Here is a 26065-nt window from a genome sequence, read left to right as displayed (position 1 = left end):
CGGCAGGGAAAGTCCCGGGCCGCTGTCTCCAACAAAAAATCGAAGGAATGCGCCATGCAGGGTTCGGAAATTATCGGCATCGTCGGGGTTGGGGTCATGGGCAGTGCCATTGCCGGGCGGTTTCTCGACCAGGGCAGGCGCGTGATACTACGCGATATGGACCCGGCCAAGCTGGCCCCGCTGGTGGCGCGCGGTGCCGAGGCCGCCGCCGACCTTGGCGAGCTGCTGCGGGGCGCCGACATGGTCATCACCAGCCTCAATACGGCGGCCATTGTCGAGGCCGTCGTATTCGGCCCCGATGGGCTGGCGGCGGCGGCAACGCCGGACAAGCTGTTGATCGATATGTCGAGCATTGACCCCAAAATCACGGCAGCGCTGGCGGCGCGGCTGCGCGGTCAGACCGGGATGGGCTGGGTCGACGCCCCACTCTCGGGCGGCGCCCCCGCGGCCCAACAAGGACGGCTGACGCTGATGCTGGGTGGCGAAGCGAGCGAGGTGGACCGCGCCATGGCCGCGCTGGCCGACATCGCCGCCAACATGACCCATATGGGACCGGTGGGCGCGGGCCAGACCACCAAGCTGATCAACCAGGTGCTATGCGCCTGCAATTTCCTGGCGGTGGCCGAGGCCACCCGACTGGCGCTCGACGCCGGGGTGGATGCCGCTCGCATTCCGGCAGCGCTGGCCGGCGGGCGGGCCGATAGCCGGATTTTGCAGGAATTCATGGGCAAGATGGCCGCCTTCGATCTAACCCCGACCGGCAGGATCGACAATATGCTCAAGGATCTGGAAGCGGCTCAGCGGTTTTCCATGGAGCTGCGCACCCCGATGCCGCTGACCGGCCTGGTCACCGAATTGCACCGCATGATGGTCGCGGCGGGGATTGGTGGCGAGGACAGCGCGGCCTATATGAAAATGTTCGATTTCGGCCGGTCCGCCCCGACAAATTCCTGACGCAACGCCTGCTTCAGGGCGGCACGGGCGTAAGGCCATTGAGGCGCCACGCGATGCACATAGTCTTAGCGTAGTCGCTCCACGTTCACCGGAGAGCGAAAGCAGGTTGCCGCCGGTGACCTGACCACAGCAGGCGCGTCGTCCCTGATGGGGCAACAGCTCTCGCGTCCAGATCGTCGATTGCAAGATCGAAGAGCGCGCTTGGCGCTTGGCGGGTTTGGCGCATGTCGTAAATCGCGCGGAAGCCTGAATGGACAAGACTTCCGGGTCGCTATTGGACATCTGGCTTGCTGGGCAAAGGGACTAGAGGCATGTCGGAGAAGATGAAAGATTGGTTGGAGCCGGTGCTCCGGAAACGGGCGCCATCGCCGGTTGCGCTGCCACCGCGGTTGCCGGACGAGAACTTATCGAGCTCGGCATCGTCTCCGGCCGTCCCCTCGCCTGTCGCGACTTCGGCCGACGACGTATCGAGTTCTCCAAGGATGCTGCCCCCGCCATCCAGGACTTCCTGCGCATGCTCGACTTCGAAAGCCAGCTCAAGCACGAAGGGCACTTCAAAAGCGCGTGGTGCGGCAATGATGATCTGGTGCTCATCGATCTCCTCCAGCCACAGATAGATATGGCCGGACTCGCCACGTGACGTGTCAGGTTCCACGACCCGCGTGGCGACAAGATTGAAGCGCTCCGGCGTGCCGACAGCGGCCGGCCAACCGAGCAGCCCATTGATGGCGAAGTAGCTGCCTATGCAGGCCGCCACGGTTAAGACTATGGCGGCGGCCTTGACCCACCAGTGCCAAAGCGAGGTGAAGTTGAGACAGAGCAACAAAATGCCCAACATGGCATAGCAGGCGACTGTTGCCGCGATCGCTGCTGCGGCCGTCATTTGCGCACCGCCTGGATGAGCGAGACCTGGCGCGTATTGATGTCGGACACATTGCCCTCGGCATCGAGCGTGAAGCGCACGGCTGTCCGCTCGTCACCGATTTTGCGGAGCGTCAGGGTGTCGTAATAGACCACGGTCAATATGGGATTGATCTTCTCGACCTTGACGGTCACCGGCACTGGGCCGCCGCTCGGGTTGAGGTAGTGATAAACATTGATCACATACTCTCCGGGAATTACGCCCCGAACCGTCACGGTCTCCTGGTTCAAAGGCACCTTGATGATCTGGCCATTGACGGTGATCTCGTCGAGATAGTTGCCGCGGTCATCGCGGTCGAGATTGACCAGACCCTTCTGCATCGAGTGGTACCAGACCACTTCACCGCCCGGCGCCTGAACGTAGGTATCAATGTCATCCTCATTGCTGTCCGGCCAGGTGACGGTGACGATCAACTCAGCCTTGGTGTCAACAATGCCAGTCCTGGCCTCGGGACGGATCAGTGCGAAGGCGATAAACAGCATGACGGCAAAGCCCAGCAGGGCATTGAACAGGATGTCGGTGAACGGCACGAAGGTGCCGTCGTCGCTCTCGCCTGAAAACAGGCTAGGATCGTGCATCCGCGTCGCGCTCCAACGCCGAAACGACGTAGATTTCCGTGGTTTCGGCGATCGTGTCGAACAGGTCGACCATGGCGGCATTGAGCAGAAAATAATCCAGCTTGAGCAGCAGGGCACTGGCAATCCCGGTGACAGTGACGTTGAGCGCGATGGCCATGCCGCTGGTCATGCCGCCCAGGGCTCCCCGCAATGTCTCGGTCTCAAATGAGGTCAACGCCGAGATAGGAATCAGCATGAGGATGAAGCCGATGGCAGTGCCCAGCAGAGCCAGACGCAGCAGCGCCTCGGAAATGAACAGACCGAGCCGCTCGCGACCGCGCAACCGGTCGGCCAGCAGGCGCAGCAGCAGGCTCTGATCAACCCGCCCGCCCCCCTGCAGTACCCCCTTGCGAACCAGCGTCGAGATATGGGTCGCGAAAACGCCCTCCGGCAATGGGCTGCCCAGCGCGGTCGTGACCCCATCAGGCTTGGCGACAAGTCCGACAACGCTCTCCGCCTCCAGGATCTGCTTGACGCGTCGCGCCGCGATGAGTTCGCGCGAGACCACGATGGTCTGGTAGAAACAATGCAGCGTAGTGCCGACCAAAATGGCGAAGATGACCAACGATATCCGGGTGTGATCGGCTGTCAAAATCAGCTCGAGGAAGCCAAAGGCCCAAAGCGCAACGAGGCCCGCCGCGGCCACGATATTGACCAGCAACAATCGCAACAGCGGCACGTAATTGGTTCGATCCTCCACCGGACCAGTCAGCAGTTTTCTGCTCGTCGCCATGCCCCACCCGTGCCCCAACCAGCTTAATCCGGCCTTTTGGGCCGTATTGGCACGGTTGCGTGTCTTTTTTTGTATTAGAGCGCGTTCGGGCAGTGGATTTCCCGATGAAAGACATTATCGTAACTTCTCAGGAGGAGTGCCGTGCAGGATATTACGCTTAAGCAGTTGGAGATTCTCAACGCCGTGGTGGTGGCCGGTTCCATTACCAAGGCATCGCGCCGCATCGATCTGTCGCAACCCTCGATCTCCCAACAACTCGCCAAGCTGGAAGAGCGATTGGGCTGCCAGCTGATCGTGCGCAATCGCGGTGGCGCCGTCGCTCTGACGCCTGCCGGGGAATACTGGTTTGGCGTGAGCACCGAAATGCTGGGCCGCCTCAAAACGGTCTTCACTGAGCATGACCAACGCTTCGTCCGCAACAGCCTGACATTGCGGCTGGGTCTAACGCCAACGCTGCGTGGCCGCTTTGTCTCGGAGGCAGCCAAGATCGCATCGAGCCAGCCCGGCTTCATCAAGTTCGAAGTCAAATACGCCACGACCAGCACTGAGCTGGTTGAGATGCTGCGGCTGCATCAGCTCAATTTCGCCATCGTGACGGACGACGCGGTGGTCAATGACCGCAACACCTTCGCCATCGCGCCGCTTTTTGACGATCCAATTGCCTGGGTGGTGCCCGCGTCCGTCCCGCTGGCTGAGGTTCGCGCCGCGCTGGGTCCGGACAAAAGCGCTAAACTCTCGCAACCACTGCGCCATTTCGTCGATATGGATCCCCAATTGAGTTTGCGGAACAGCTCTTCTGAATGGTTCCGGCATGTATTGCCCGGTGCCGCACCAACCTACTCTGCGAGCACCTATCCCCTGGCGGTGGACATGGTTGCAGCAGGCCTGGCAACGGCACATTCCCCGATGTCGCTGTTGCCCAATCTACCCGAATCCGTGCGCAAGCTTATCCGGCTGGTGCCTATTGAGAACATGACGCGGCAGGTCGTGCTGGCCATGCCCAAGCATCTGATGTCGTTGCTCTCCTATGCACAGACCTACAATCAGATTGCCGCGTTTTGCCGGACAGAATATGCAGCCGAAATGAGTATTCCCGAGCATGAGATCATGCTGGTGGCCTAGCGATTGCCCAAAAGTCCGGGCTGGGGCCAATGCCTGTTCAAGACAACATCTATCGCTTCATACGGCGCGAGACTGGATGCCACGTGCAGGAGGTTTAGTGTGATCAAGGTGCACTGGCGCACCGGTGCCTTGCTTTTGCCCACCCTTGTCGCCGGACTGATTTTGCTCGCATGCTGCTTGGCCATTGAAATGGAGCATGGTCGCTCTCTCGCCCAGTTTGAAGCCATCGGTCGAAAGCTGGATGCCGCTCAGGACCTCGACGCTGCCGTTGTGCGCTACAATCTGCGCGTCGCGCAGGTGCTGCATCAGGGGCGCGATCAACAAGCGGATTTGAGGACCGCCCGTCTCGACATGGAGCGCAGATTTGTTCGCTTGGCTCAAGAGACCCGGGATCAGGTGGCGGCAGCGGCTGGCGGGCCGGAAACACGGGCATTGTTGCGTGACGTCGAGAATGCACGGCGCATGCTTGAACTCTATCACGCCATCGACCTATCTGCTTCCCGTGCCTTCGTGTTGGCTAGGGACGGCCATCCTGCAGCGGCCTTGACCACCTACGAACGCGACGTCGATTTCAGGCTCACGACTGAATTCTCGGCTCTGCTTGACGACACGCTGGCTGGCGAGCGGCAGCGTTTTGCGGAAGCGGCGGCACGCAACGGACAGCGCGGCGCCCAACGCCTGATCCTGGCTGGTTTGACCGCAATACTGCTGGCCGCCCTGCTGTTGTCCTGGACATTGTTGACACGACGTGCCGTTGCCCGCCACGCTGGCCTGGAGGATGCCTTCGAAAGACGAACCGAGGAACTGCGCAATGCCAATCACCGCCTGCGCGAGACCGATGCGCGTCGCGCGCAGTTCTTGGCCGATGTCAGTCACGAGCTGCGCACGCCGCTTACCATATTGCGCGGCGAGGCCGATGTTGCACTACTCCCCGGCAGCCAGTTAGAAGACCAGCGGCGATCCCTCGAGCGTATCCAGGACCAGGCGAGCGAACTTGGGCAACTGCTCAACGACCTGATCGCCTTCGCACGATCGGATGCGGAGCCACAGTCCTTGGCACTGAGCCGCATCTTGCTCGATGATGTTTTGGCAGCGGCCGTCGAAGAGGGAGAAACCCTGGCTGAGCCGCGCGAAGTAACGGTTTCCCTGACGCTCAGCGACAAAAGCCAGTGGGTCGATGCCGACATGCGTCGACTCAAGCAGGCCCTGATCATCGGCCTCGACAATGCCATCAATCACTCGCCGCCAGGCAGCAGGATTGAAGTGACACTCACCCGCCTGCCCGGTAGCATTCGCACATCCATTCTCGATCGTGGTCCTGGTGTTAGCGACGGCGACCAGCAGCGCGTCTTCGATCGGTTCTATCGGGGACCGGGGGCCAGCCATTCCTTCGGCTTGGGCATTGGGCTTGCTATCGCCAGGGGCATCATCGAACAGCACAACGGCCAGATCACGCTGGCGAATCGGGCGGATGGCGGCGCGATCCTGGCAATCGACCTGCCGCACCCCAAGGAGGCCCGAGCATGAATATTCTCGTTGTCGAGGACGACCGTCGAATTGCTTCCTTTCTCGAGCGCGGGTTGACTGCCGAAGGCTATCACGTCCGGGTCGAACAGGACGGGCGCGATGGATTGGAGCGGCTGCGGGCCGACCATTTCGATCTGGTGATTCTGGATCGCATGCTGCCCTATCTCGACGGCATGGAAGTGTGCCGGGTGGTGCGGGAAGAGCGCCTCCCGGCCATGGTGCTGATGCTGACGGCAAAGGACAGCCTGCAGGACAAAATCGAGGGATTGAAAGGCGGCGCGGATGATTACCTGACCAAGCCGTTTGCCTTTGACGAGCTGCTGGCCCGCATCGTCGCCCTGCGTCGGCGCGGCGGCGGACACGAGCAGCCCAAGCTGCTGCGCGTGGGCGATGTGACGCTTGATGCCGGCGCCCATCGGGTGAGCAAAGCAGGCATGCCGCTGAATCTGACGCTTCGAGAATTCGAACTGCTGCGCTATCTCATGAGCAATGCTGGCAAGGTGGTAAGCCGGCAACGCCTGTTGAGCAGTGTCTGGGACTATGGCTACGATCCCGGCACCAAGATCGTCGACGTCTATGTGCGTTACCTGCGCCAGAAGATTGACAGTCCCGACAGCCCCTCACTGATCCAGACCATTCGTGGCGTCGGCTACATAATGTCTGCCACCCCGTTCGAGGAAGCCTGACTGGCTCTCTCCAAATTCTAACCATTCACTCAATTTCGGCTAACCAGCTCAGCGTAGCCTTTCTGCGACCAAGTTGGCGGGGCATTGCCCGTAACCCGGGAGTAGACGATGGACGAGTGGCCCCCGGTCAAATGCCCGCGCTTCGAGGGCGAGAGCTTGGACGCCTATCGCCGTCGTGCAGACAAGATCGTGGAAATTGTCTCCAACTTCCGCCAGGGCGTCTATCATGGCGATCAAGCCGAGCGCATGGAGGCTCTGTTGGTCGAGTTGCGTACGCCAGCGCTGGAGCACAGCGCCTAGGAGCAACGAACCCGTCCGTTCGGCCTCCCTAAAGGCAATATCTCAAGTTTGAGAAATCAATAGCAGAGCCATCTAGTATCCCTGAACTACGACAATCGTGCGCTCACGCGGCAGGATTGGACTTGTTCGCTGGCGCTCGCAGCAGGAGCTGACAACGCACAGCCCAATCCAATCCTTGTGAGCCAGCACACAGGGAGAAAGCGCATGCGCAACAGCCGTTTCTATTTAATCCTGGCCGCATCGACCATGCTGGTCTCCGCTGCCTCGGCGCAGGATCTGGCCAAGGTTCAGATCGGCGATGGCGCCATGGAGTTTCCGGAAAGCATAACCTCGACCGCCGACGGCACACTCTATGCCGGCAGCGTGACCAAGGGCCTGATCTACAAGGTTACTCCCGGCGCGGCGGCAGGAGAGGTTTTCATCCAGCCCGCGGCACAGGGACCTTCGGCCGTGCTCGGTGTCTTTGCCGACGAGGCCAATGGCAATCTCTGGGCGTGCTACGCCGACATGGCCGCGTTCAGCGGCGCGGAGTCGGCCCCCTCGATGCTGCGCAGTTATGATCTGTCGACCGGCGCGGAAAAGGCCAGCTACGCCTTCGAGGGCACAAGCTTCTGCAATGACATTGCGACCACGGCGGACGGCACCGCCTACGCGGCCGATACGCTCGGCGGTCGTGTTGCGCGCACGGTTGAGGGCAGCGATACGCTCCAGGACTGGGTCGTCGCCGAAAACCTTGCCGGCGCGGACGGGCTCTCCTTTGGTCCGGACGGTATGCTCTACGTCAACAGCGTCTCGTCAGGAAAGCTGCTGCGCGTCGATGTCGCCAGCGACGGGACGGCCGGCAGCGTTACCGAGCTCAAGCTATCCGCAGAACTCAAGGGCCCCGACGGAATGCGCTTTGGCGACGATGGCGTGCTCTATGTGGCAGAGAATGCGGCCGGCCGGGTGACTGCCGTAACCATTGATGGCAATAACGCCACCATCAGCCCCCTATCCGCCGACATCTACGACTTCCCCGCCGCCGTCACCAAAGTTGGCGACACGCTCTGGGTGCTGGAAAGCAAGATAGGCAAGCTTGGTGGTGCCGATGATCCGGGTGTTTTCTACATCTACCCGGTTTCCCTAAACTAAGCAGGCAAAGTTCGGTGGCGGTGCAGCCGCCACCGAACAATTCTATTTCGAGCGAATGCTCAGCCCGCTGGCCGTCGTCATGTCGACATTGCTGAAATCGGCACCCTCGGTCCATGCCTGGGCAAATTTACTATCCGTCACCACGGCATTGACGAAGATGGCGTTGTTCAGCTTGGTCTGGCGCAGATCTGCCCGCTCAACCACCGCACCGGTCAAATCGGCGCGGGTAAAATTGGCTTGGTAGAATGTGCTGTCGGAGAGGTTTGCGCCCGTCAGCTTGGTCTGGCGCAAATCGCTTCCCGGTGCATAGGTGTCGGACATATCAGCCCCGGCGAGATTGGCGCCCACGAGGTAAACCCCTGTGGCATCGGACCCGGTCCAGACAACGCCTGTCATGCTGGCACTGGCCAATTGCGCATGCTGAACCTTCGCACCCACCATGGTGGCGTTATCGAGCTTTGCGGCAGCAAGATTGGCCTCATAGAACAGCGTGCCCGTCAGGTCGGCATTGGTAAGGTCGGCAAACCGCAGATCGGCCAGATTAAAATTGGCCCCAGCCAGATTTGCCCCAGCCAGATTGGTCCGGGTCAAGATGGCTCGATGCACGCGTGCCTTGGCCAGATTTGCCCCGGCCAGATTGCCTTCGCTCATGTCACGATAGGTCAGGTTCAGCCCGGACAGATCACAGTCAGGACAATCCTTCGTGGTACCCGCGATAAAAGCCTCTCGCCCTGCCAGATCCTGCGCCAATGTAGGCGTGGCGAGCAAGCCCAGTGCGGCGAGGGCTAAGCACAGCTTGCTCATGGCTTGATCCACTCTGCGTCAAATACCTCGAGGCGGGTCGTGCTTTCATAAAGTCCTTCACGCACCTTGCCCGAATGCTGGTCGATATAGGCCTGCCCCTTACGGTGTAGGAAGCGCGTCTTGAGTGTCATCTGTTCGCCGCCTGCAGTTCGCCCGGTGCAATCTTCCTTGACCGCATTGCGCCCGACTGGCGTCTCGCCGTCTTCCAGCGCCAGCTGTTCGCAGGTCCATTCACCCGGCACACGCGACTTGGCGAGAATGCCCATCGTATAGGCGACCCGCCGTACCCGGAGCGGCACGCGGTCATCAGTCACGACCCGATAGCCGTGCAAGATGGCATCGTCGCCGATCAAAACCGATGCGATGACGGGAAACGTGCCGAAGCGTGTGCCACCATAACGATCTGCGATCGGCATGAGGTTCATCGCCAAGGCGTAATATTCGAGTTCGTCGTCATAGCGAAAGGTGACTTCATGCAGCCCGCTCTCCGGCTCTACGGCACACGCACTGTAACCGTCGAACCCGGCAAGAGCCTGGCCCCGCGGCCCGCCATTGGTGCCGCAGGCATACTCGCGAAATGGGCCGGGCTGTTCCGAGAGCGGCTCACCCAGTTTGAGATTGAGCACATCGGGCGGGGCCAGGTGATCCACGCTGGCCCCTTGGGCACTGGCCGGCAACACCGCCAAACTGCCCAGCAACGCCATCGTGGCCAGCAGCTTGATCAGCCTCATGGAGCTAGAAGCCCTGCGATTCGGCAGTGGGGTACTTGTTGCAGAAGGGCTTGCCGCCGTAATAGGCCTTGCAATCGTCCTGGTTGGGCTGATCCGGGCGACCCATTAGCTTTTCCATCATGTAGACCACCAACGCATCAGCCTCACCTGACGTCATGGCGCGGCCTTCGAGCAGGTTGAGGCCAGCCGTATCCGCCTTGGTCATCCCATAGCAGCGGCCGTCGCTATAAGCGCGCGGGTCATGATAAGGCATCAACGAACCGGGACGACCGCACAAGATAACCTCCTTGAGGGTTTCGGCATCATATTCCAGGGCGCGCAGGCTTGGGCCTGTCGGATTTTCGCCGATACGCTCACCGTTGCCGGCCCAGCCATGGCAGCCGACACAATCCTGCCCCTTCCACACCGCAAACCCTTCTTCCACACGGGCCGGGTCGGCTGCCGCCACCGCCGTCGTGTCTTGCGCGTGAACGGCACTGACGCCCAGAGCCAAGGTCAGGGCACTCACCGCGACGAGAGCGAATTTGCGCATGCTGGAGAAGAAATCCGCAAACAGAATAGTCATGAAATAACCTCAGAGACTGCCCCAAGGGCCAAAATTGAGATGGCCAACGCGGCTACCCGATGGGTGGCTGCGCTGGCCGGGGAGCGGTTAGAGCGAGAAGAAGTACATGGTGGACGCCGACTGGAACTGAGTGGCAGCGAGCGCTTCCTCAGAGTCCGAGCTCTTGGTCGGATACTGGTGGAAGCCCAGACCAACGCCACCGGGTCCAACGGCCAGGCCGACATACTGCTTGCCGTTGATGGCGAAGACGATCGGCGGAGCGTCGATCATGGTGCCGACATTGAAGGTCCACAGGCGTTCCAGCGTCGTATCGTCCACGGCGAAGATATCACCGTTCGAGCTGGTCGCGAACACCACGCCACCTGCGGTGGAAACGGTGCCACCACGGCCGGTTGCCGAGAACTCATGACGCTGAACAACGGCGCCAGTGGTTGGATCCACCGAAACCAGGGCACCAGTGATGTGACCTTTTTCGCCTTCAGGACGATCGTTTGGATTGTAGGTGCAACCTTCCATCAGGAGGCCATACACCAGCTTGGTCTTCAGGCTGTAGGTGGTCGGGAACATGTTCACGCCGCCTTCCCAATAGGGGCAGAACTCGAAGTCGCTGGGCATGGCCATCAGGTCAAAGTCCATGCGCGATTCTGGCAGGTACTCTTGCACCTTCAGGCTCGGATCATACTCCACCGGCATGCCGGTCTTGGGGTCGATACCGGCGGTCCAAGTGACCTTCTCGGCATATTGGGAACCGTTGACATAAGCGCCATTGGTTGCGTCCAGGTCGTAGTAGAAGCCGTTACGGCCAAAGTGGCTGACGATCTTGCGATCCTCGCCGTTGATTTTGGCAGTGATCAGCTGCTGGCTGCCGACTTCGTCGAAGTCCCAGCTGTCATTGGGCGTGTACTGGAAGTGCCAGTTATAGGCCCCCGTCTCGGCATTCAGGGCCACGGTCGAGTTGGTATAGAGGTTGTCGCCCGGGCGCTTTTTGGGCTCCCAGTCGGGATAGGGATTGCCGATGCCCCATACCAGCTCATCGCGCTCTACGTCGTAGGAACCAGTAACCCAAACCGCGCCGCCACCGGTTTCAGCACCGGTTTCGAAGGAAGCATCATCGATGGTCTGGAAGTCCCAGATAAGCGAGCCGTCCTCGGGGTTGTAGGCCTCCAGACGCCCGCGCATCGGGCCATCGCCGCCGGCCGGCCCCATGACGATCTTCCCGTCAATGGCCAGCGGCGCCATCGTGCAATATTCGACGGGGTTCTGCTGGGTTTCGACGCGCCAGATCAGCTCGCCGGAGTCCTTGTTCACGCGGATCAGACCGCAATCGGGGGTGACCGAGTAGATCGAGTCGCCCAACAGTGCGACGCCACGATTGTTCAGAATACCGGTGGCCAATTCGCCATCGGTGTCGGGATCATAGATCCAGTCGATGAAGCCGCGATCGCCCTTGGTCAGGTTGATACGGTAGATCCGCCCCCAACCGTCCGACATATACATGATGCCATTATCAACCAGCGGCGTGCCCTGCAGCGAGCTCGCAAAGGCGCCCGCGCCCTTGGAACCCGGCATCAGCGGCACGGTGAAGGCCACCTTGAGATCGCCGACATTTTCCTTGGTGATCTCTTCAAGCGGCGAATAGCGGTTGGCGTCATAGGTCCGGTTGACCGAGAGCCAGTTGCCCGCCTCGGGACTAACAAGGCGCTCATAAGTCACGTCGTCGGCGACTGCGCTGCCGCCAAAAGCGGCCAGAACAGCGACCGCGACTCCCCCTAGAAGGAGCCGATGCAATTGATTAGCCATGGAATTCCTACCCTTACAGAAATGCTGACCGTGGGCGCTATCCGCCTCTGTCTTTGCAACGATGGCGCCAGACAAGCCCCTACCGCTGCCCGCCCAGCCTAGACGCAAGCGCCGTAAGAAAACCCAATGTGCAGTATTGCGATGTCCTTGAAGGACCTGCCGCGCGTTTCTCCGCCGTCAGCGCGCGCCTACGACGAGTTGCCCGCAGCCAGCTTCCCGGTTGACAAACCGACCCCGCGCTGAGCATGACCAAGGTCCGCCATTCTGCCGCAATTGCTGACCAAGGGTCACAGCCAGAGGGGGCTTGATTGACTGACACCGGCCTATCCGCCAGGAAACGCGGTCGCCCTCGCTCCGGACAGGCCGAGCGATTGTCGGAGCTGGTGATTGAAACCGCCCTGGTGATGTTTCGTCAGCGCGGTTTCGAGGCGACCAGCATTGGTGCAGTTGCCGAGGCCTGCGGCATGTCTAAGCACACGCTCTATCGCCGTTTCGACAGCAAGGAGGCGCTGTTCGTCGCCGCCATAGCGCAGGAACGTGCCGCGGTTCTCGCGCAGCTGGCAGCGATAGACGTCAGCGGTCTCGACACCATGGCCGCATTGCACGAGACCTGCGCGGCACTATTCGAGGTTGCGGTCTCCCCAGGCAGCGCCGACCTCTACCGCATGTGCATCGGTGCCGTACCCAAATTCCCCATGATCGGCGCTGAATTCGCCATCACCGAACAGCGCATCCAGGACTTGCTGATCCCACTTGTGGCCCAGGCCCAGGCCGAGGGCATCCTTGCCGCCCAGGACCCGATCCAGCTCAGCGGTCATCTCTACTATTCTATCATCGGCGAGATCTGGGGCCACGCCCTGCTCGGCCTGGACTATGTGAAGGACTACGAACGCCGCAAGTCTGTGTTCGACGCCAACTGGGCCATGTTCCTCAACGGCACCCGCCTGCGCCAAGAGCCGCAACAGTCGTGAGCCAATGGGCATCTTTTTGCGGATGCGCATCAGTTCACCGAGAGATCGCCGGCACATGACCTGGCGCGGATGTTCACTCCATATGCAGTTTCATGCCTGATTCAACGTGGTGAGGGAAATCCCTCTTTTGGCCGTCGTCCGCCGTCCCCAGGACGGCAGCGGTCCGCTATTGTTCTTCCAACGCCAGGTGCAGCCAGGCCGCTATTGGGCGTCAGCTTCGAAGCAGACCTACATTAGACCGTCGAGTAAGGTGGTGGGCCGTCTCCCGAACAAGAGCAAGACTGCGACGGCAAGTCCTACGCAGCCTGACCCTGACATGGAGGCCATTTGCCGCGTGCGATACGCCACCTCAGCGATCAGCTGTGACATTGGTCCCCGCGATCATGAAACGCTCGAAGAAGCTCGCGAGCTCTGCATGCGCATCGAGTGACAGGAGGCTTGCGATGTATTGGTCAGGTCGCACCACAACCATGCAGCCCTGCTGCCGCCCTATGCCGCGCAACTCGAAAATGTCCGAGCCGGCGGTCGGGTCCGCGCAAAATACCTTTTCATAGTCGCAGAGGCCGAGCGTTCCTTTGTGCGGCAATAGCATGGGATGCAGCTCTTCGATTGCAAGCGCGTGATGCTCACCCGGGAAGATTGCCCTGACGTCGATGACCGAGTCGATATCCCAGCCTGCGGGCGTGTAGCGCCGCACCGGTGACGAGACAGAATTCGCCAGGAAGTCGCACAATGAGCGGATCCTGCATCCCGGTGAGGACGGGTCCTGATCGCCGGCGAAGGCGAACAGGCGCCACCTTCCGTCGGCCTTGACGGTGTGGCCCAATTCCATGGGACGGGCATCGGCGAGCCGGATGACAGGCGCCGAATGAAACCGCATACCGACCACGAGCCCTTCGGCCAGGGCCTGCTGGGGCGCCTCGGCGGTAATCAGCGACGGCGTGTAATGTGTCGCGGTTCCGGCGGTATAGCGTCCGTGCCGCACAAAGTAGCTTTGCGGCGTTTCCGAACCGGCTGGCTTTGCCACGGGCTTGTTCTGTGCCTGCTTCGACGTGCTGAGCATTGCGGCCCATTCACGGTCAAAATCGATCAGTTCCTTGGCTACAGCGCGCCGTTCGGCCGTATAGGTCTGCAGCAATTGCGGGCTCGCCTGGCCGCGAATGACGGACGCCAGCTTCCAGCCCAGATTGAACGCGTCCTGCATGGAGACATTCATGCCCTGGCCGGCCTTGGGGCTATGGGTGTGGCATGCGTCGCCGGCAATGAAGACCTGTGGTACCTCAAGGCCGGCCTTGTTTTCCGCGACATTGTCAAACCGGTCACCCACGCGCTGGCCGATCTCGTAGACGGACCACCACGCGATTTCCTTCACGTCCAGCACGTAGGGATTGAGGATGCGCCGGGCGGCGGCAACCAGATCGTCGGCCGTGATGTTGCGGCTGGCGACGCGTTCCCCCTCACGGAGCGTTTCAAGCTCGATATAGAGGCGGAAGAGATACCCGCCTTCACGAGGAATGAGCAGGATGCTGCCCTCGGTCGCGGACTGGATAAGGGCCTTGAACCGTATGTCGGGGAAGTCGGTCGTCGCCAGCACGTCCATGACGCCCCAGGCCTTGCTGGCGGAGTCGCCGCGCAACTCAAGCCCAAGCGCCTTGCGCACGCCACTTCTGGCGCCATCGCAGCCCACCACATACCGGGCCCTGACCGTGTGCTCCCGAACCTGGCCCGTCGGGTCCTGGTGCTGCAGGGTGACTGCGACCGGAGCCCTGGCCTGGTCCTTGCCCGATGAGTCTGGTGGCGTGATGTGCAGCCCCGTCAGGCCACAATTGTAAACCGGCCCCAAGGGGTTGGGGGCATTGCGCATGACTTCGAGATAGAAGTCATGCACGCGGGCCTGGTTGATGATGACATGTGGAAACTGGGACAGCCCAACCTCGGTGTCGCGCACGCGGGCGGTCCTGACGATATTGGTCGCGTCGTCCGGATCAGGGTTCCAGAAACGCGTCTCATTGACCCAATAGGCCTCTTTCAAAACGCGTTCGCTGAAACCGAAGGCTTCGAACATTTCCATCGTACGGCAGGCGACGCCATCAGCGCGGCCGAGCTGGAGCGGGCCCGCATTCTGCTCGACGATCAGGGTCCGGATCTCGGGAAATGCTGCAAGCTGCGCCGCAAGCGTCAGCCCGGCCGGGCCGGTGCCGATTATCAATACGTCAACGTCATCGGGTAGTGTCTTTTGATGATCGATGGACGCGGCGCTCTTTGCAGACGCCGAAATTGCGGGATCACCTGTCGTGTAGCCATTGAGATGAAACTGCATGCCATTCGCCTCCCCAGCGATCTGTCAGAGCCTCCGTCGCTGCGGAGACAGGTATCAATATAGATGATAGGATGGATACTGATAATCAGTATGCTTGTCAATTTTTAGGATTTGCTGGATAGTATGGTAACGAAGCTAGACGATATGCCGGGCCATCTTGTGCGGCGCTTTCACCAGATCACGGTCGCAATTTTTCACGCCGAAATGGCCAAACTGGATTGCGATATTACGCCCGTTCAGTATGCGGTGCTGGCCACCGTCCTGGAAAATGAGGGTATCGACCAGGCGACCCTGGCGGGTCTGATCGCCTATGACCGAACCACGATCGGCGGCGTGATCGATCGCCTGGTGCAGAGAAACTGGCTGGTACGCGAAGTCAACGACAACGACCGCCGCGCCCATTCGCTGCGCGGTACGGTGGAAGCAAAGCAGATCATCGACAGGATTGCGCCGGGCGTCGAGCGGGCGCAGCAGGTCATGCTGCAGGGACTGGCCCATGATGAAGCCAGCGAACTCATGCGCCTGCTTGGCAGGGCGGTCACGGCAGCCAATGACCTCAGCCGGGCCCCGCTAAGGTCAAAGCCCGAACGCTAGTCACCGCGCGTTTCTGCGGACGTATGCTGTTTAGCTACGAACGGTGGTGCCCTTCAACCTAAACAGCGGTCCGGGTTCGCTGAGGGGGCACATCATCGTAGTCCACACGCATGGCCAGCCAACGGGTTCTCGCCACAGCCCGCTCAGCAGAGCAATCGTGGCTTCATTCTCCGGTTGGTAGCCGCCCCCGTTAAGCCAATGAAATGGAAAAGCCATCATCGCAGAGCGCAGACGGTTGAACGGGCCAAGTTGCGCGTGCCCTCGATGACGACGCTTTGTCCAGAAATCGGTCAGCGTCTCTGCAACGATCCGGGCATTGGTCTCGTCCGGCCAGTTGCGCCGCCCCACTGCCGGACTGCACTCCATCCGGCCCGGCACGACCTCCAGCAACTGGAAATTTCCATCACTGGGCATATGCGCAGACATAGCAGCTCACACCGTCAACAAATCCACGGTGCCAATACCGCGTCCGCCGCCTTCAAATCAGACAGGGTCCCTTTGGCGCTTACGGCCAATCTACGCGATCGCCCGAATCAGCAACAGGGTATGCGCCCCTATCACGGCGCCCTAAGCTCCCAAATCGGCGAGAATATGCGCAACATCCTCTGCCGGCCGCCGCTCCCCGAGCTGCTGATTTTCTGCGTTACACGGATCGCTGGGCTGGCGGTCGAAACGCGGCCTGCCGGGAAACTGGCGGGCCTTCAAGTTTGGTTGCATCATCCAGCCGCAAGCAAACCGATTGGGTCACGTCCTCAGCATCGCTATTGTGCCGAGCCAGCGGAACGCCGTCTTGTAGATGAAACGATAACGCAGGGCGACCTGCCGCTCGAAGGCGGCCCGACTTCGCCCGCCGCAAAATAAATCCAATCCAACCAAGCTTGCGCCAAGGGGAAGGGGCTCATCGGAAATCTTGAACATAGTCATACTCATAGGCGCATGCCTATGCCTTATCGGCTATGCCAGCTGGCAGGTCATGGGGTGCGCACCAAGCAGTCAGACAGCAGTTAATGTGCAACTCAGATATCGGCGAGAAGAGTTGTCGCTGTTTCAGCGGCCTTTTCCAATAAATCTGCTGCATCTTGTTTGTTATCACTTTCGACGTAGATGCGGAGCTCCTCCGCATTTCCAGACTGCCGGAAATGTATAATATTTCCTAGGCGATCAGCGATTCTTACTCCGTCCAGCAGTGAAATTTCCTTGGGCTCTTCAAACGAGCCATGCATGTTAGCTCTAATAGCTCTGTCACCCGCGATCAGCGCTAAAACGCGTTCCGCGTTGACCCTTGTCGTATTGGGGATAAGAGCCGTGTTCTTAAACCTTGAGGGGAAAGCTTCGATAGCTTTCGAAAGCGGCCTACCGCCGCAGAACCCGAGGAACGCGAGAATGGGGAGTACCGCGTCCCTGGTCAAAAGCTCCGGGAGGGTGGCATCTTCTCTTCGCAATGAAGTGCATAGATATCCGCCGTTACCCTCAAATCCAACAACGGGGTGTTTGCCGTTCGAAATCTCCTGCAGCATGCCTTCAATTACGTAGGGTGATCCGACTTTGGTTCGGTGGATTTTGGAAAAGAGCCCGCATCGATCAACAAGCGCCGAGGTCGTGAGCGGCGTTACCAGAGTGCTGACACCCAAAAAACAAGATGCAGCGACACCTAAAATATCGCCTTGTATCTGAGCTCCATCTTCCCCAAAGACCAGCGGCCGATCACCATCCCCATCAGTTGAAACTAGCGCGTCCAGTTCCATGGATTCTATCCAGTGCTTGGCAGCATCAAGATACTCAGCATCTAACGCCTCAGTATCAATTGCAATAAATGCGGCCGACGTGCGGACAGGTAAGCAATTAGCACCAAGCGCTTCTAGGATGGATTGCAGCAGAGCTGTCCCTGCCGCCGAATGATGATCGATCCCGATGCGCTGACCGGTGAGATCCAAGCCAGTGAAAAATGTCGTATATCTGCTTACATAGCCGAGGCTGGCTTCAGCTATCTCTTCGGGAACGACGAAATCCTGGTCCGGGAAATCAGTCTTTGGCTCTATACTAGCCAACCGCAACTGCAACCAGGCTTCTTCTTGCTTGTTAAGTTCTCCATTCCGAGTAAAAAACTTCATACCGTTATGGCTGGCAGGATTATGACTAGCCGTTATCATAATTGCCGGCATTCCCCGCGGCGTCGCAAAATTTGCTAAAGCCGGCGTTGGCAAAACACCAACGTTAATGACTGTCCATCCGAGGTCGGCTAGCGCCTCAGAACAGTCTTTCATTATGCGGCTGCTGCTCGCCCGTCTATCCCGGCCAATGGCGATACATCCCGCCTCCCCTACGAGGGCGGTGAAAGCCTCCATGTAACTTTGACACAGTTCGCGGGTGAGAAAGGCCGCGTCACCGCGAAGCCCGCTCGTGCCAAATGCTATCACTGTTCTGACCTCGTTTTCGAATGAAGGCGACCCTGCCTCAGGCCCTGCCAAATTCGTCTTCTTCGCGGATGATGTCGTCTTCGCCCAAATAGGACCCGGTTTGGACTTCGATCACTTCGAGTTCGATCTTGCCGGGGTTGACCAGGCGGTGGTTGCAGCCGAGCGGGACGTAGATCGACTGGTTTTCGGTGAGGATGGTGACCTGACCGTCGACGGTGACCTCGGCCGTTCCGCGCACGACGATCCAATGCTCGGCGCGGTGATGGTGGCGTTGCAGGCTCAGCTTTTTGCCGGGTTTGACGAATAGGCGCTTGACCTGGAAGCGCTCGCCGGTCAGCACCGAGGAATAGCCGCCCCAAGGGCGGTAGGCGGTTTTGTGGGTTTCGGTCAGCGCCCGCGTGGCCGGGACGCTTTTGAGCTGGGCGGCAATGGCGCCGACATTTTGCACCTGGCTCAGGCGGCCGACAAACACCGCGTCTTCGGTGGCGATCACCGCCACATCATCGAGCCCGTCGACCACGACATGGCTTTTCTCGGTCACCACCAGGGAATTTCTGGTGTTGCTGAGCAGCGCCGGCCCGCTGACGGCGTTGCCATCCGCGTCGCGTTCCTGCGCCTGCCACACCGCGTCCCAAGCCCCGAGATCGGACCACAAAAACGACACCGGCAATACGGCAGCGCGTTCGGTACGCTCGAAAATGGCATAGTCCACCGAGATATTGGGGGACGCAGCGAGGGCTGTCGCATCAAGGCGGATAAAATCGAGATCGCGTTTAGCGCCGGCAAGCGCGTCCCGGGCGGCGGCGAACACTTCGGGGGCCAGCAGCTCGCATTCCGCCAGAAACAGCTTGGCCGGGATCATGAACATCCCGGAATTCCAGACAAAGCCGCCCTGCGCCAGCATGTCGATGGCCTTGTCGGCGCTCGGTTTCTCGACGAAGGCCACGACTTTGTGGCCGCCATGGCTCAGGGGGGCACCGACGGCGATATAGCCATAGCCGGTCTCAGGACGATCGGGGCGAATGCCGAAGGTCACCAGATGACCGTCGCGCGCAATTTGGGCCGCGGCGTCCACGGCCTGGACATAGTCGGCGCTGGTCGGGATCAGGTGGTCAGAGGCGAGTACGTGGATGATCGCGTTTTCGTCCTCCAGCATCGCCGAATGGACCGCAGCGGCAATCGCCACAGCAGTATTGCGTGCCACCGCTTCCAGCAAGATCTGACCAAGGGCGACGCCCTGCTCTTCGGCCTGCTCGGCCACCAGAAACCGGTAGTCGGCATTGGTGATGACGATGGGCGCGTGATAGCGCTTGGCATCGGCCACCCGGGCCAAGGTCTGCTGGAACAGGCTGGTGCCCCCTACCAGATCGATGAACTGCTTCGGCCGCGCGGCGCGTGACCGGGGCCATAGGCGCGTGCCCTGACCGCCGGCGAGTATGACTGGGACGATTTTCACGATCTGATTTCCAACGATGAGGTCGTCGCCTGACAAGCGCTTGGAAGTAAGACTAACGACACAATATTCAATGAACGTCGACCATGCCGTAGCGCTAGCTCGGCTGGACGCAGGGGGCGGAGCGGCCGCGCAGGTCTTGCCACAGGCATGCCTGTAGTTCGGCCGGGGTGAGTTGGTCGACGAGGCGTCTGGTTTCGGCCGCCCGGAAATTGGCGACGACATCCCATACCAGAGACTGCATCCAGGTCGCGGTTTCTGGCGAGACTGCCGGATCGGCCGGCAGACCGTGCGGCTCCCGGTCGTAAATCACCGTGTAATGGGTCAGCGCGACGAGATAGGCGCCGGCCGGACTGAGGTGAATTTCGTCGGAAAACAGTTGCCCCAAGTCATCCAGACCGGGGGCGGCGCCGGCGGCGATTTCGTCGCTGGCGGCGGCGAGCACCATGGTGGCGGGAATGACCCGCAGCGGTTCGGTTTCTGACGGGCGGCGCTGATTGACGTGGTCGGCGAGCAGCATCCAGGCGCTGAATTCGCGGGGCAGCCGCTGGCGCCAGGGGATGTGCCCATCGGAGTCATCATAGGGATTGTCGTAGCCGGGGCCGCTGCCCAGCTCGACCCAGGTGGCATAGAGATAGGTTTGGGCGCCCTGCCCGGCGGCGCCATGGGCAGAGGCATGCTCGAACCAGCGCAATGCTTCAGCAGCCGAATTATGCCATGGGATGGTTCGGGATAGGGGAACGCGCTCGGTCAAGACCAACGCGTCGTACTGCCCGATGGCGGCGCGTGCATCCGGCATGCCGGGCGCTGGTCCCTCGTTCCAGCGCTGGTCCATCGGACTGCCGGGACGGGTGGAGCCATCGATGGTGATATCGGGCTCAGCGCCGGCCGCAATGGCCAGGCTGCGGAGCAATGGCGGGATTGGATCGGTCAGGCTGTGGCCGGACTGGATAATGCGCTGATTGAGGCCGGTGCCGACCGGCGCTGCAGCTGCCTCCTCGATCGCTTGCGGGTTAAAAAAACCGATCGCCCATAGCGTGACCAAAACACAGGCCACCAAGGCCAGCACAATCGAATTGCCGATCTTTTTCGTCACGGCGTGTCCCGCCTCCCAGAAAGCCACGGGGCGTCCGCAACGTAATGGCGCGGGCATGAGCGATCAATTCATTGTCCGGCGGATGGTAAAGAGGTTGGGGCGCTGACAAGCGTTATAGTATTGGGCCCACTGGATGAAACGTTAAGCCGGGGTGGCTAGGGTGCACTGGCTGCCGCCGATGGCGGCCGGTCCGACACGCAAGCAAGACGATTCCAGAACGATGGCCTTTTCTCCCAAGCAGATGCTGCACGGCGCAATATGGACCATCGGTGCCTATGGGGCTTCGGTGGGACTGCGCTTTGGCTCGAATGTCATTCTGTCGCGGCTGGTGGTGCCCGAAGTGTTCGGGGTGATGCTGATCATCAACACGTTGCGCATGGGCATCGAGCTGTTTTCCGACGTCGGCATTGGGCAGAATATCGTCCAGAATCCAAAGGGCGAGAGCCGCAGTTTTCTTGACGTCGCCTGGACCATCCAATTGGGGCGCGGGCTGGTGTTGTTCAGTCTGCTGTTTTTCGCCGCCGCGCCGCTGGGGCAGCTGTATCAGCTGCCAACGTCGGCGATCCAATTATCCGCCCTGACCCTGGCGATCATGGGTGCGGCGTCTATCTCGATCTATCTTTTGCAGCGGCGGCTGCAATTCGTGCGGCTCAATCTGTTCGATTTGAGCGTCGACGCGGTGGGGGCGGTGCTGACCGTGGGGCTGGCGCTGCTGAGCCCGACGATCTGGTCGCTGATCCTGGCCAATATCCTGACCGCTGCCATCCGCACCATCGCCACCTATCTGCTGCCCGAGGCGCGGAACTGGCTGGCGTGGGATCGCAGCCATGTCCGGGACATCGTGTCCTTCGGCAAGTGGATTTATCTGTCCTCGATACTGGCCTTTTTATGCGCCAGCTTCGACAAGCTCTATCTCGGCCAGAGCGTGCCACTGGCGCTGCTGGGCATTTATGGTCTGGCCCGCAATGTGGCCGACCTGCCGGCCGCCTTGTTCGCGCGCCTCGGCCATTCGCTGGTCTTTCCAGTGATCGCGGCGCAGCAGCAAGGGGTACGGCATGAGCTGCGGGCACGGATCGCCCCGCTGCGGTTCAAGTTGCTACTGTGCTGCGCCGCCTGTATCGCGTTTGGCGCGACCTTTGCCGACTATGCGGTCATGCTGATCTATGATGCGCGCTATCAGGACGCAGGATGGATGCTGCCGGTCATGCTGGTGGCGGTCTGGGTCAGCATCCTGTGCAGCATGAATGAATATGCGCTGATGGGGCTGGGCAAACCGCTCTATGGCGCCGGCGGTAATCTGGTGAAGCTGATCAGCCTGGCGGTCGGCATTCCGCTGGCGCTATCGGCGATGGGGGTCATGGGCGTCATTCTGGTCATCGCACTGGGCGATATCGGGCGCTACATTCCGATCCTGGCGGGGCAGCGGCGCGAAGGACTGTCATTCCTTCGGCAGGATGTGGCGCTGAGTGCGACCCTGCTGCTGCTGTTGGCCGGTTTCACCCTGCTGCGCTGGCAGGCCGGTTTTGGCACCGCCTTCGATCTGGTGCGGTTTTCATGACCGGGCCGCAGATCGGCATCGTGGTCATTGGGCGCAATGAGGGCGAGCGGCTGGTGGCGTGCCTGTCATCACTCGGTCCCTTGGTGCGGCGCGCGGTCTATGTGGATTCAAACTCGAGCGATGGTAGCGTGGCGGCAGCGCGGGCGCTGGGGGCGCAGGTGACGGAGCTAGATCCGCGGCTGCCTTTCACTGCGGCGCGGGCGCGCAATGCAGGCTGTGCGGCGCTGGAGGCCAGCTTTCCCGATACGACTTTGATCCAGTTCATCGATGGCGACTGCGTGCTGGATGAAGGCTGGCTGGGTCACGCCGAGGCGTTCCTGGGCGCCCATCCCGATGTGGCGGTGGTGTGCGGTCGGCGGCGCGAACGGTTTCCGGAACAGTCGATCTACAACCAATTGTGCGACCGCGAATGGGACACCCCGGTGGGCGAAGCGCTGGCCTGCGGCGGCGACATCATGGTGCGCCGCAGCGCCTTCACCGCCGTGGGCGGCTATAATGATCAGCTGGTCGCCGGCGAGGAGCCGGAAATGTGCGTGCGGCTGCGGCAGGCGCAGTGGCGGATTTGGCGGCTGGATGCCGAGATGACGCTGCACGACGCCAACATTATGCATTTTGGCCAGTGGTGGCGGCGCTCCATACGGGCGGGGCACGCTTTTGCCGAGGTGTCGGCACTGCATGCAGCATCGCCCCAAGGAATCTGGAAACGCGAGACGCAACGCGTGCTGCTGTGGGGGCTGGCGCTGCCGCTCGCCACCCTACTGGCGGCGGTGTTGATCCACCCGGCCTGCCTGTTGCTGCTACTTGTGTATCCGCTGCAGATAGCGCGGCTGGCGCGACGCGGCGATGGCTGGTGGCCGGCCTTCTTCCTGGTGGTGGGCAAATTCCCGGAACTGCAGGGTGCGCTGCGCTTTTATGCCAATCGGCTGCTGCAGCGCACGGGCGGGCTCATCGAATATAAGTAGCTCAGGCGCGGGGCAGCGCGAATAGCGTCTGCAACTGCTCGGCTAGCACGCGACGATCATGCTGCCGCTCGACGCGGCGTCGCCCCTCCTGCCCCATCATTGCCAATTGCGCGGGACTGGCGGTGAGCGCGGCTTCCATCGCCGCCACCAGTTGGGCGTGATCACCGGGAGTCACCAGCCAACCGCATTGCGCGTCCACCAGTTCTGGAATGCCGGCAATCGGGGTTGAGATAACCGGACGCCCGAGGGCAAAGGCTTCCATGATGACCACGGGCAAGCCCTCGGCATAGCTGGGCAGCAGCATAGTGCGGCTAGCCGCAATCAGTTTCCGGACATCGTCACTGCTCGCCCAACCATGCAGGATCACGTGCTGGGCCACATCGTGACGGGCGATTTCGCGCTCGATGTCGGCGCGACTATCGCCGTCGCCGACGAGGATCACCCGCAGCGCCGGAAATTTCTGCCGGAGCGCGGCAACGGCGGCGGGAATATGGACCTGGCCCTTTTGCGGGCAGAGCCGGCCGACACAGACCAGGGTGTAATTGTCCGGCGCAACCGGCGCGGCCACGGCGAACTGATCCAGATCGAGGCCGCAACGGGCGATGTGGATCTTGTCAGCATGCTCGGTCCGGTCAGCGAGGCTGATCAGCATGGCACGGCAATAATCGGAGATGGCGACGACGAAGGCGGCGTGCTCGATCTTGGCAGCAAAGCTCAACTGCGCCGCGTCGACGAATTCATCGGGGCCATGGGCAGTGAAGCTATAGCTCGGGCCGCCCATCAGAAACGACAGCATGGCCACTGCCGGGGCGTTGTTGCTGAAATGCGAATGGACATGCGCGATGCCGCTGCGCCGGGCCTCTTCGCGCAAAAAAGCGGCCTGCATCAGATAGGCGATATGGCGGACCAGCCCGCCGCCGGAGTTCCGCAGCAGCCCCCACCAGGCGGGCAGCGCGCGCGCCAGCCCAAGAGGATTGGTTACCAGCATCCGCAAGGTGGCGCGGCACAGATCGAACAGATTGCCGTCGATCAGCAGGCGCGTGGCGTCGCGCTCGGCCAGATCCAGCGGATCGACCAGCGGCCCGGCAAAGCGACGAACCGCCAGCCGCGTGACCGGGGGCCCGATTTGCTCAAGCGCCAGGATCTCATTGCGAACGAAGGTCCCGCTGGGCGTGGGATAGGTGTTGAGCAGGTAGGCGAGCTTGTTCGCGGTCAAGGCGTTTGGCGTTTCGTCGCGGCTGGCGTCAGCTGCATTTGCCGCGCAATCAGGGCGGCCTCGGGGGAGAACCAGCGCTCAAATGGGCTCAACGAGGCCTGGTTGAACACCGTGCCGATCAGTCGCTCGCGGACCGCGCCGGCCAGCCCCAAGGCGGCGCGCAGCTGCGTGTCGGTCACCATATTCCACTGTAGCACCAGCAGGAAATTGTCGATAAACGCCGTTGCGGCACGCAGATCGCCCGTCGCCACCAGCGGCGGCATGTCGAAGAGGATCAGATCATAATCCCGCGCCTGTTCGAACAACAGTTCCATCCGCTCCGACCACAACAGCTGCCCGCCGCCATCATTGCTGCGTGGTTGGCCGAAGGGGAGCAGCGACAGGCCCGATTTCGGATCGGTCAACACATAGCGCGACAAATCCGAGCCGCCCACCGCGAGAAAATCGGCGAGGCCACGGGTGGCCTGCGGGGCGAGCGCGCGGGACAGCGCGGGATCATAAGACTGCGCATCCACCAGCAGCACCCGCTTGCCGCTGCGGGCGGCCAACAGGGCATAGTTGGCCGCAATGACGGTTTTGCCTTCGCCGGACAGGGTGGAGGTAACGGCGATCCGCTGGGTCCGCTCCGGAGACCGAGACGCGACCGCGCCAACGCTGCGTAGCGTCTGCCACAGCGGCGTGAAGGCATTGCGCTCGACTTCGGAGAACAGGGAGGGGGCCGAAGCGAAAGAAAACTGCCCGTCGAGCGGGGCTCTGGAGCCTGTGCCGGGCGTCGCCTTCAGCAGCGGCACCATGCCCAGGCATTCGACGCTGGTGACGGCATTCACCTGCTCGGAATCGCGCATACGGCGATCGAGGAAACCCATGGCAAGGCACAGCATGGCCCCACCAATGCCGCCGGCGATCAGCGCCATGGCAATGATCAGTATGCCGCGGGTGCCACTTTTTTCCACCGGGGCCGTGGCTTCGGAAACGACATGGGCCTGCGCGCCGACGCCGCGAAGCCGTTCGCGCAGCCAACTGCTGGCGGATTGCACGGCGCTTTCGCGATCAGCGCGCAGCTTTTCGATATAGGCCACGGCGATGGCGTTGGCCGTGTCAGCCGCCGGCTGCGCCGCCACATCGGTAAAGGCGACACGCACCAGATTGCTCTGACCGACGCGTTGCACGCTGAGGCTGTCGCTGAATTGCTGGATAGCTTTGTGTTCATCCTCCGGCGCGGCACCGGCCAGATTGGCCTTGGCCAGCACGGCGCGGGCAATCGGCTCGGAGGCGATGATCTGGATCTGTGTTTCCAGAAAGGTCGGATCGAACAGCGCTTCGGCGTAGAAGGTATCCTGATCGCTGGAGGACAGGCGCAGGTTGGTAATGTTGAGCATGGTCGCGGCGGTGTAATGCGACGGTCGCATCTGCACATAGCCCGCCGCCACGACGGCGCAGAGCAAGGGCGCTAGCAGCAGGATCAGCGGCCGCCGCAGCAGCGATTTTACCATCCACTTCCAATCATAGACTGGCGGCGGCAGCACGAACTCGGTGGCCGATGGCGCGGGGCGGGTCACTTCCAGCATGACATGGTCCTTCTGATG

General features: G+C 61.3%; 25 protein-coding genes. 10 read left to right on the top strand and 15 right to left on the bottom strand.

The annotated features are described in order from the left end of the window. Nucleotides 1–54 precede the first annotated feature (54 nt). Entirely contained in the window at nt 55–954 is a 900-nt protein-coding gene (locus ACX3OW_RS12715) for an NAD(P)-dependent oxidoreductase (RefSeq protein WP_459096156.1), read from the top strand. Nucleotides 955–1225: 271 nt separating this feature from the next. Here ACX3OW_RS12715 and ACX3OW_RS12710 read toward each other — a convergent pair whose 3' ends face one another. Genes ACX3OW_RS12710 through ACX3OW_RS12700 form a run of 3 tightly spaced genes read right to left on the bottom strand, consistent with a single transcriptional unit; the run spans nt 1226 to nt 3226 of the window. Then, on the bottom strand, nt 1226–1837 hold the full coding sequence (locus ACX3OW_RS12710) for a hypothetical protein (protein ID WP_459096155.1): 612 nt from the start codon (nt 1835–1837) through the stop codon (nt 1226–1228). Further along, the gene (locus ACX3OW_RS12705) at nt 1834–2454 is read right to left on the bottom strand and encodes a hypothetical protein (RefSeq protein WP_459096154.1); all 621 of its coding nucleotides are present in this window, start codon (nt 2452–2454) and stop codon (nt 1834–1836) included. The genes ACX3OW_RS12710 and ACX3OW_RS12705 overlap by 4 nt, the downstream gene beginning before the upstream one ends. Then, on the bottom strand, nt 2441–3226 hold the full coding sequence (locus ACX3OW_RS12700; RefSeq protein ID WP_459096153.1) for a MotA/TolQ/ExbB proton channel family protein: 786 nt from the start codon (nt 3224–3226) through the stop codon (nt 2441–2443). Before ACX3OW_RS12700 ends, ACX3OW_RS12705 begins: the two co-directional genes overlap by 14 nt. A gap of 141 nt (nt 3227–3367) precedes the next feature. On the opposite strand from ACX3OW_RS12700, the gene ACX3OW_RS12695 reads away from it, so the two are divergent. From ACX3OW_RS12695 to ACX3OW_RS12675, 5 genes are all read left to right on the top strand, one after another. After that, nucleotides 3368–4348 (top strand): LysR family transcriptional regulator, encoded by a 981-nt coding sequence (locus ACX3OW_RS12695; protein ID WP_459096152.1) that lies wholly within the window; start codon nt 3368–3370, stop codon nt 4346–4348. Between the two features lie 99 nt (nt 4349–4447). Continuing rightward, complete coding sequence (locus tag ACX3OW_RS12690; protein WP_459096151.1) at nt 4448–5875, top strand: sensor histidine kinase; 1428 nt, start codon at nt 4448–4450, stop codon at nt 5873–5875. Next, a complete protein-coding gene (locus ACX3OW_RS12685) occupies nt 5872–6561 on the top strand; it encodes a response regulator transcription factor (RefSeq protein ID WP_459096150.1) in 690 nt (229 codons plus the stop codon). The genes ACX3OW_RS12690 and ACX3OW_RS12685 overlap by 4 nt, the downstream gene beginning before the upstream one ends. A gap of 108 nt (nt 6562–6669) precedes the next feature. Then, nucleotides 6670–6861 carry a hypothetical protein gene (locus ACX3OW_RS12680; RefSeq protein WP_459096149.1) on the top strand — a complete coding sequence of 64 codons (192 nt, stop codon included), beginning with the start codon at nt 6670–6672 and terminating at the stop codon, nt 6859–6861. Between the two features lie 204 nt (nt 6862–7065). Then, complete coding sequence (locus ACX3OW_RS12675; RefSeq protein WP_459096148.1) at nt 7066–7992, top strand: SMP-30/gluconolactonase/LRE family protein; 927 nt, start codon at nt 7066–7068, stop codon at nt 7990–7992. A gap of 42 nt (nt 7993–8034) precedes the next feature. Here the strand turns inward: ACX3OW_RS12675 and ACX3OW_RS12670 are convergent, their stop codons facing one another. The 4 genes from ACX3OW_RS12670 to ACX3OW_RS12655 all read right to left on the bottom strand — a co-directional run bounded on the left by ACX3OW_RS12670 (nt 8035) and on the right by ACX3OW_RS12655 (nt 11967). Next, nucleotides 8035–8796, bottom strand: coding sequence for a pentapeptide repeat-containing protein (locus tag ACX3OW_RS12670; protein WP_459096147.1), 762 nt, complete (start codon nt 8794–8796; stop codon nt 8035–8037). Next, nucleotides 8793–9527, bottom strand: coding sequence for a hypothetical protein (locus ACX3OW_RS12665; RefSeq protein ID WP_459096146.1), 735 nt, complete (start codon nt 9525–9527; stop codon nt 8793–8795). The genes ACX3OW_RS12670 and ACX3OW_RS12665 overlap by 4 nt, the downstream gene beginning before the upstream one ends. A gap of 4 nt (nt 9528–9531) precedes the next feature. Further along, nucleotides 9532–10092, bottom strand: a complete 561-nt coding sequence (locus ACX3OW_RS12660; RefSeq protein ID WP_459096145.1) for a c-type cytochrome — start codon at nt 10090–10092, stop codon at nt 9532–9534. Between the two features lie 87 nt (nt 10093–10179). Next, a complete protein-coding gene (locus tag ACX3OW_RS12655) occupies nt 10180–11967 on the bottom strand; it encodes an outer membrane protein assembly factor BamB family protein (protein ID WP_459096144.1) in 1788 nt (595 codons plus the stop codon). Between the two features lie 233 nt (nt 11968–12200). Between ACX3OW_RS12655 and ACX3OW_RS12650 the strand changes: the two genes are divergently transcribed. Next, nucleotides 12201–12863 carry a TetR/AcrR family transcriptional regulator gene (locus ACX3OW_RS12650; RefSeq protein WP_459096143.1) on the top strand — a complete coding sequence of 221 codons (663 nt, stop codon included), beginning with the start codon at nt 12201–12203 and terminating at the stop codon, nt 12861–12863. 349 nt (nt 12864–13212) lie between these two features. Here the strand turns inward: ACX3OW_RS12650 and ACX3OW_RS12645 are convergent, their stop codons facing one another. After that, nucleotides 13213–15183: an FAD-binding monooxygenase gene (locus tag ACX3OW_RS12645; RefSeq protein WP_459096142.1), complete on the bottom strand. Its 1971-nt coding sequence runs from the start codon at nt 15181–15183 to the stop codon at nt 13213–13215. 123 nt (nt 15184–15306) lie between these two features. On the opposite strand from ACX3OW_RS12645, the gene ACX3OW_RS12640 reads away from it, so the two are divergent. Next, the gene (locus tag ACX3OW_RS12640) at nt 15307–15777 is read left to right on the top strand and encodes a MarR family winged helix-turn-helix transcriptional regulator (RefSeq protein ID WP_459096141.1); all 471 of its coding nucleotides are present in this window, start codon (nt 15307–15309) and stop codon (nt 15775–15777) included. 30 nt (nt 15778–15807) lie between these two features. Here ACX3OW_RS12640 and ACX3OW_RS12635 read toward each other — a convergent pair whose 3' ends face one another. The 5 genes from ACX3OW_RS12635 to ACX3OW_RS12615 form a co-directional block, all read right to left on the bottom strand. Next, on the bottom strand, nt 15808–16203 hold the full coding sequence (locus ACX3OW_RS12635; RefSeq protein ID WP_459096140.1) for a hypothetical protein: 396 nt from the start codon (nt 16201–16203) through the stop codon (nt 15808–15810). Between the two features lie 318 nt (nt 16204–16521). Next, a complete protein-coding gene (locus ACX3OW_RS12630) occupies nt 16522–16695 on the bottom strand; it encodes a hypothetical protein (RefSeq protein WP_459096139.1) in 174 nt (57 codons plus the stop codon). A gap of 98 nt (nt 16696–16793) precedes the next feature. Continuing rightward, nucleotides 16794–18194, bottom strand: coding sequence for a phosphohexomutase domain-containing protein (locus ACX3OW_RS12625; RefSeq protein ID WP_459096138.1), 1401 nt, complete (start codon nt 18192–18194; stop codon nt 16794–16796). A 37-nt stretch (nt 18195–18231) separates the two neighbouring features. After that, nucleotides 18232–19650, bottom strand: coding sequence for a mannose-1-phosphate guanylyltransferase/mannose-6-phosphate isomerase (locus ACX3OW_RS12620; protein ID WP_459096137.1), 1419 nt, complete (start codon nt 19648–19650; stop codon nt 18232–18234). Nucleotides 19651–19744: 94 nt separating this feature from the next. Beyond that, nucleotides 19745–20743: a hypothetical protein gene (locus ACX3OW_RS12615; RefSeq protein WP_459096136.1), complete on the bottom strand. Its 999-nt coding sequence runs from the start codon at nt 20741–20743 to the stop codon at nt 19745–19747. A gap of 220 nt (nt 20744–20963) precedes the next feature. Here ACX3OW_RS12615 and ACX3OW_RS12610 point away from each other — a divergent pair, with 220 nt between their 5' ends. Both ACX3OW_RS12610 and ACX3OW_RS12605 read left to right on the top strand, forming a co-directional pair. Continuing rightward, a complete protein-coding gene (locus ACX3OW_RS12610; protein ID WP_459096135.1) occupies nt 20964–22301 on the top strand; it encodes an oligosaccharide flippase family protein in 1338 nt (445 codons plus the stop codon). After that, the gene (locus tag ACX3OW_RS12605; RefSeq protein WP_459096134.1) at nt 22298–23263 is read left to right on the top strand and encodes a glycosyltransferase family 2 protein; all 966 of its coding nucleotides are present in this window, start codon (nt 22298–22300) and stop codon (nt 23261–23263) included. The genes ACX3OW_RS12610 and ACX3OW_RS12605 overlap by 4 nt, the downstream gene beginning before the upstream one ends. Nucleotide 23264: 1 nt before the next feature. Here ACX3OW_RS12605 and ACX3OW_RS12600 read toward each other — a convergent pair whose 3' ends face one another. Then, nucleotides 23265–24479, bottom strand: coding sequence for a glycosyltransferase family 4 protein (locus ACX3OW_RS12600; RefSeq protein WP_459096133.1), 1215 nt, complete (start codon nt 24477–24479; stop codon nt 23265–23267). Continuing rightward, a complete protein-coding gene (locus ACX3OW_RS12595; RefSeq protein WP_459096132.1) occupies nt 24476–26047 on the bottom strand; it encodes a tyrosine-protein kinase domain-containing protein in 1572 nt (523 codons plus the stop codon). Before ACX3OW_RS12595 ends, ACX3OW_RS12600 begins: the two co-directional genes overlap by 4 nt. Nucleotides 26048–26065 lie beyond the last annotated feature (18 nt).

The organism is Devosia sp. A449, from assembly GCF_054489375.1.
The sequence above is the reverse complement of the archived record's forward strand: the minus strand, read 5'-3'. Positions and strand labels throughout refer to the sequence as shown.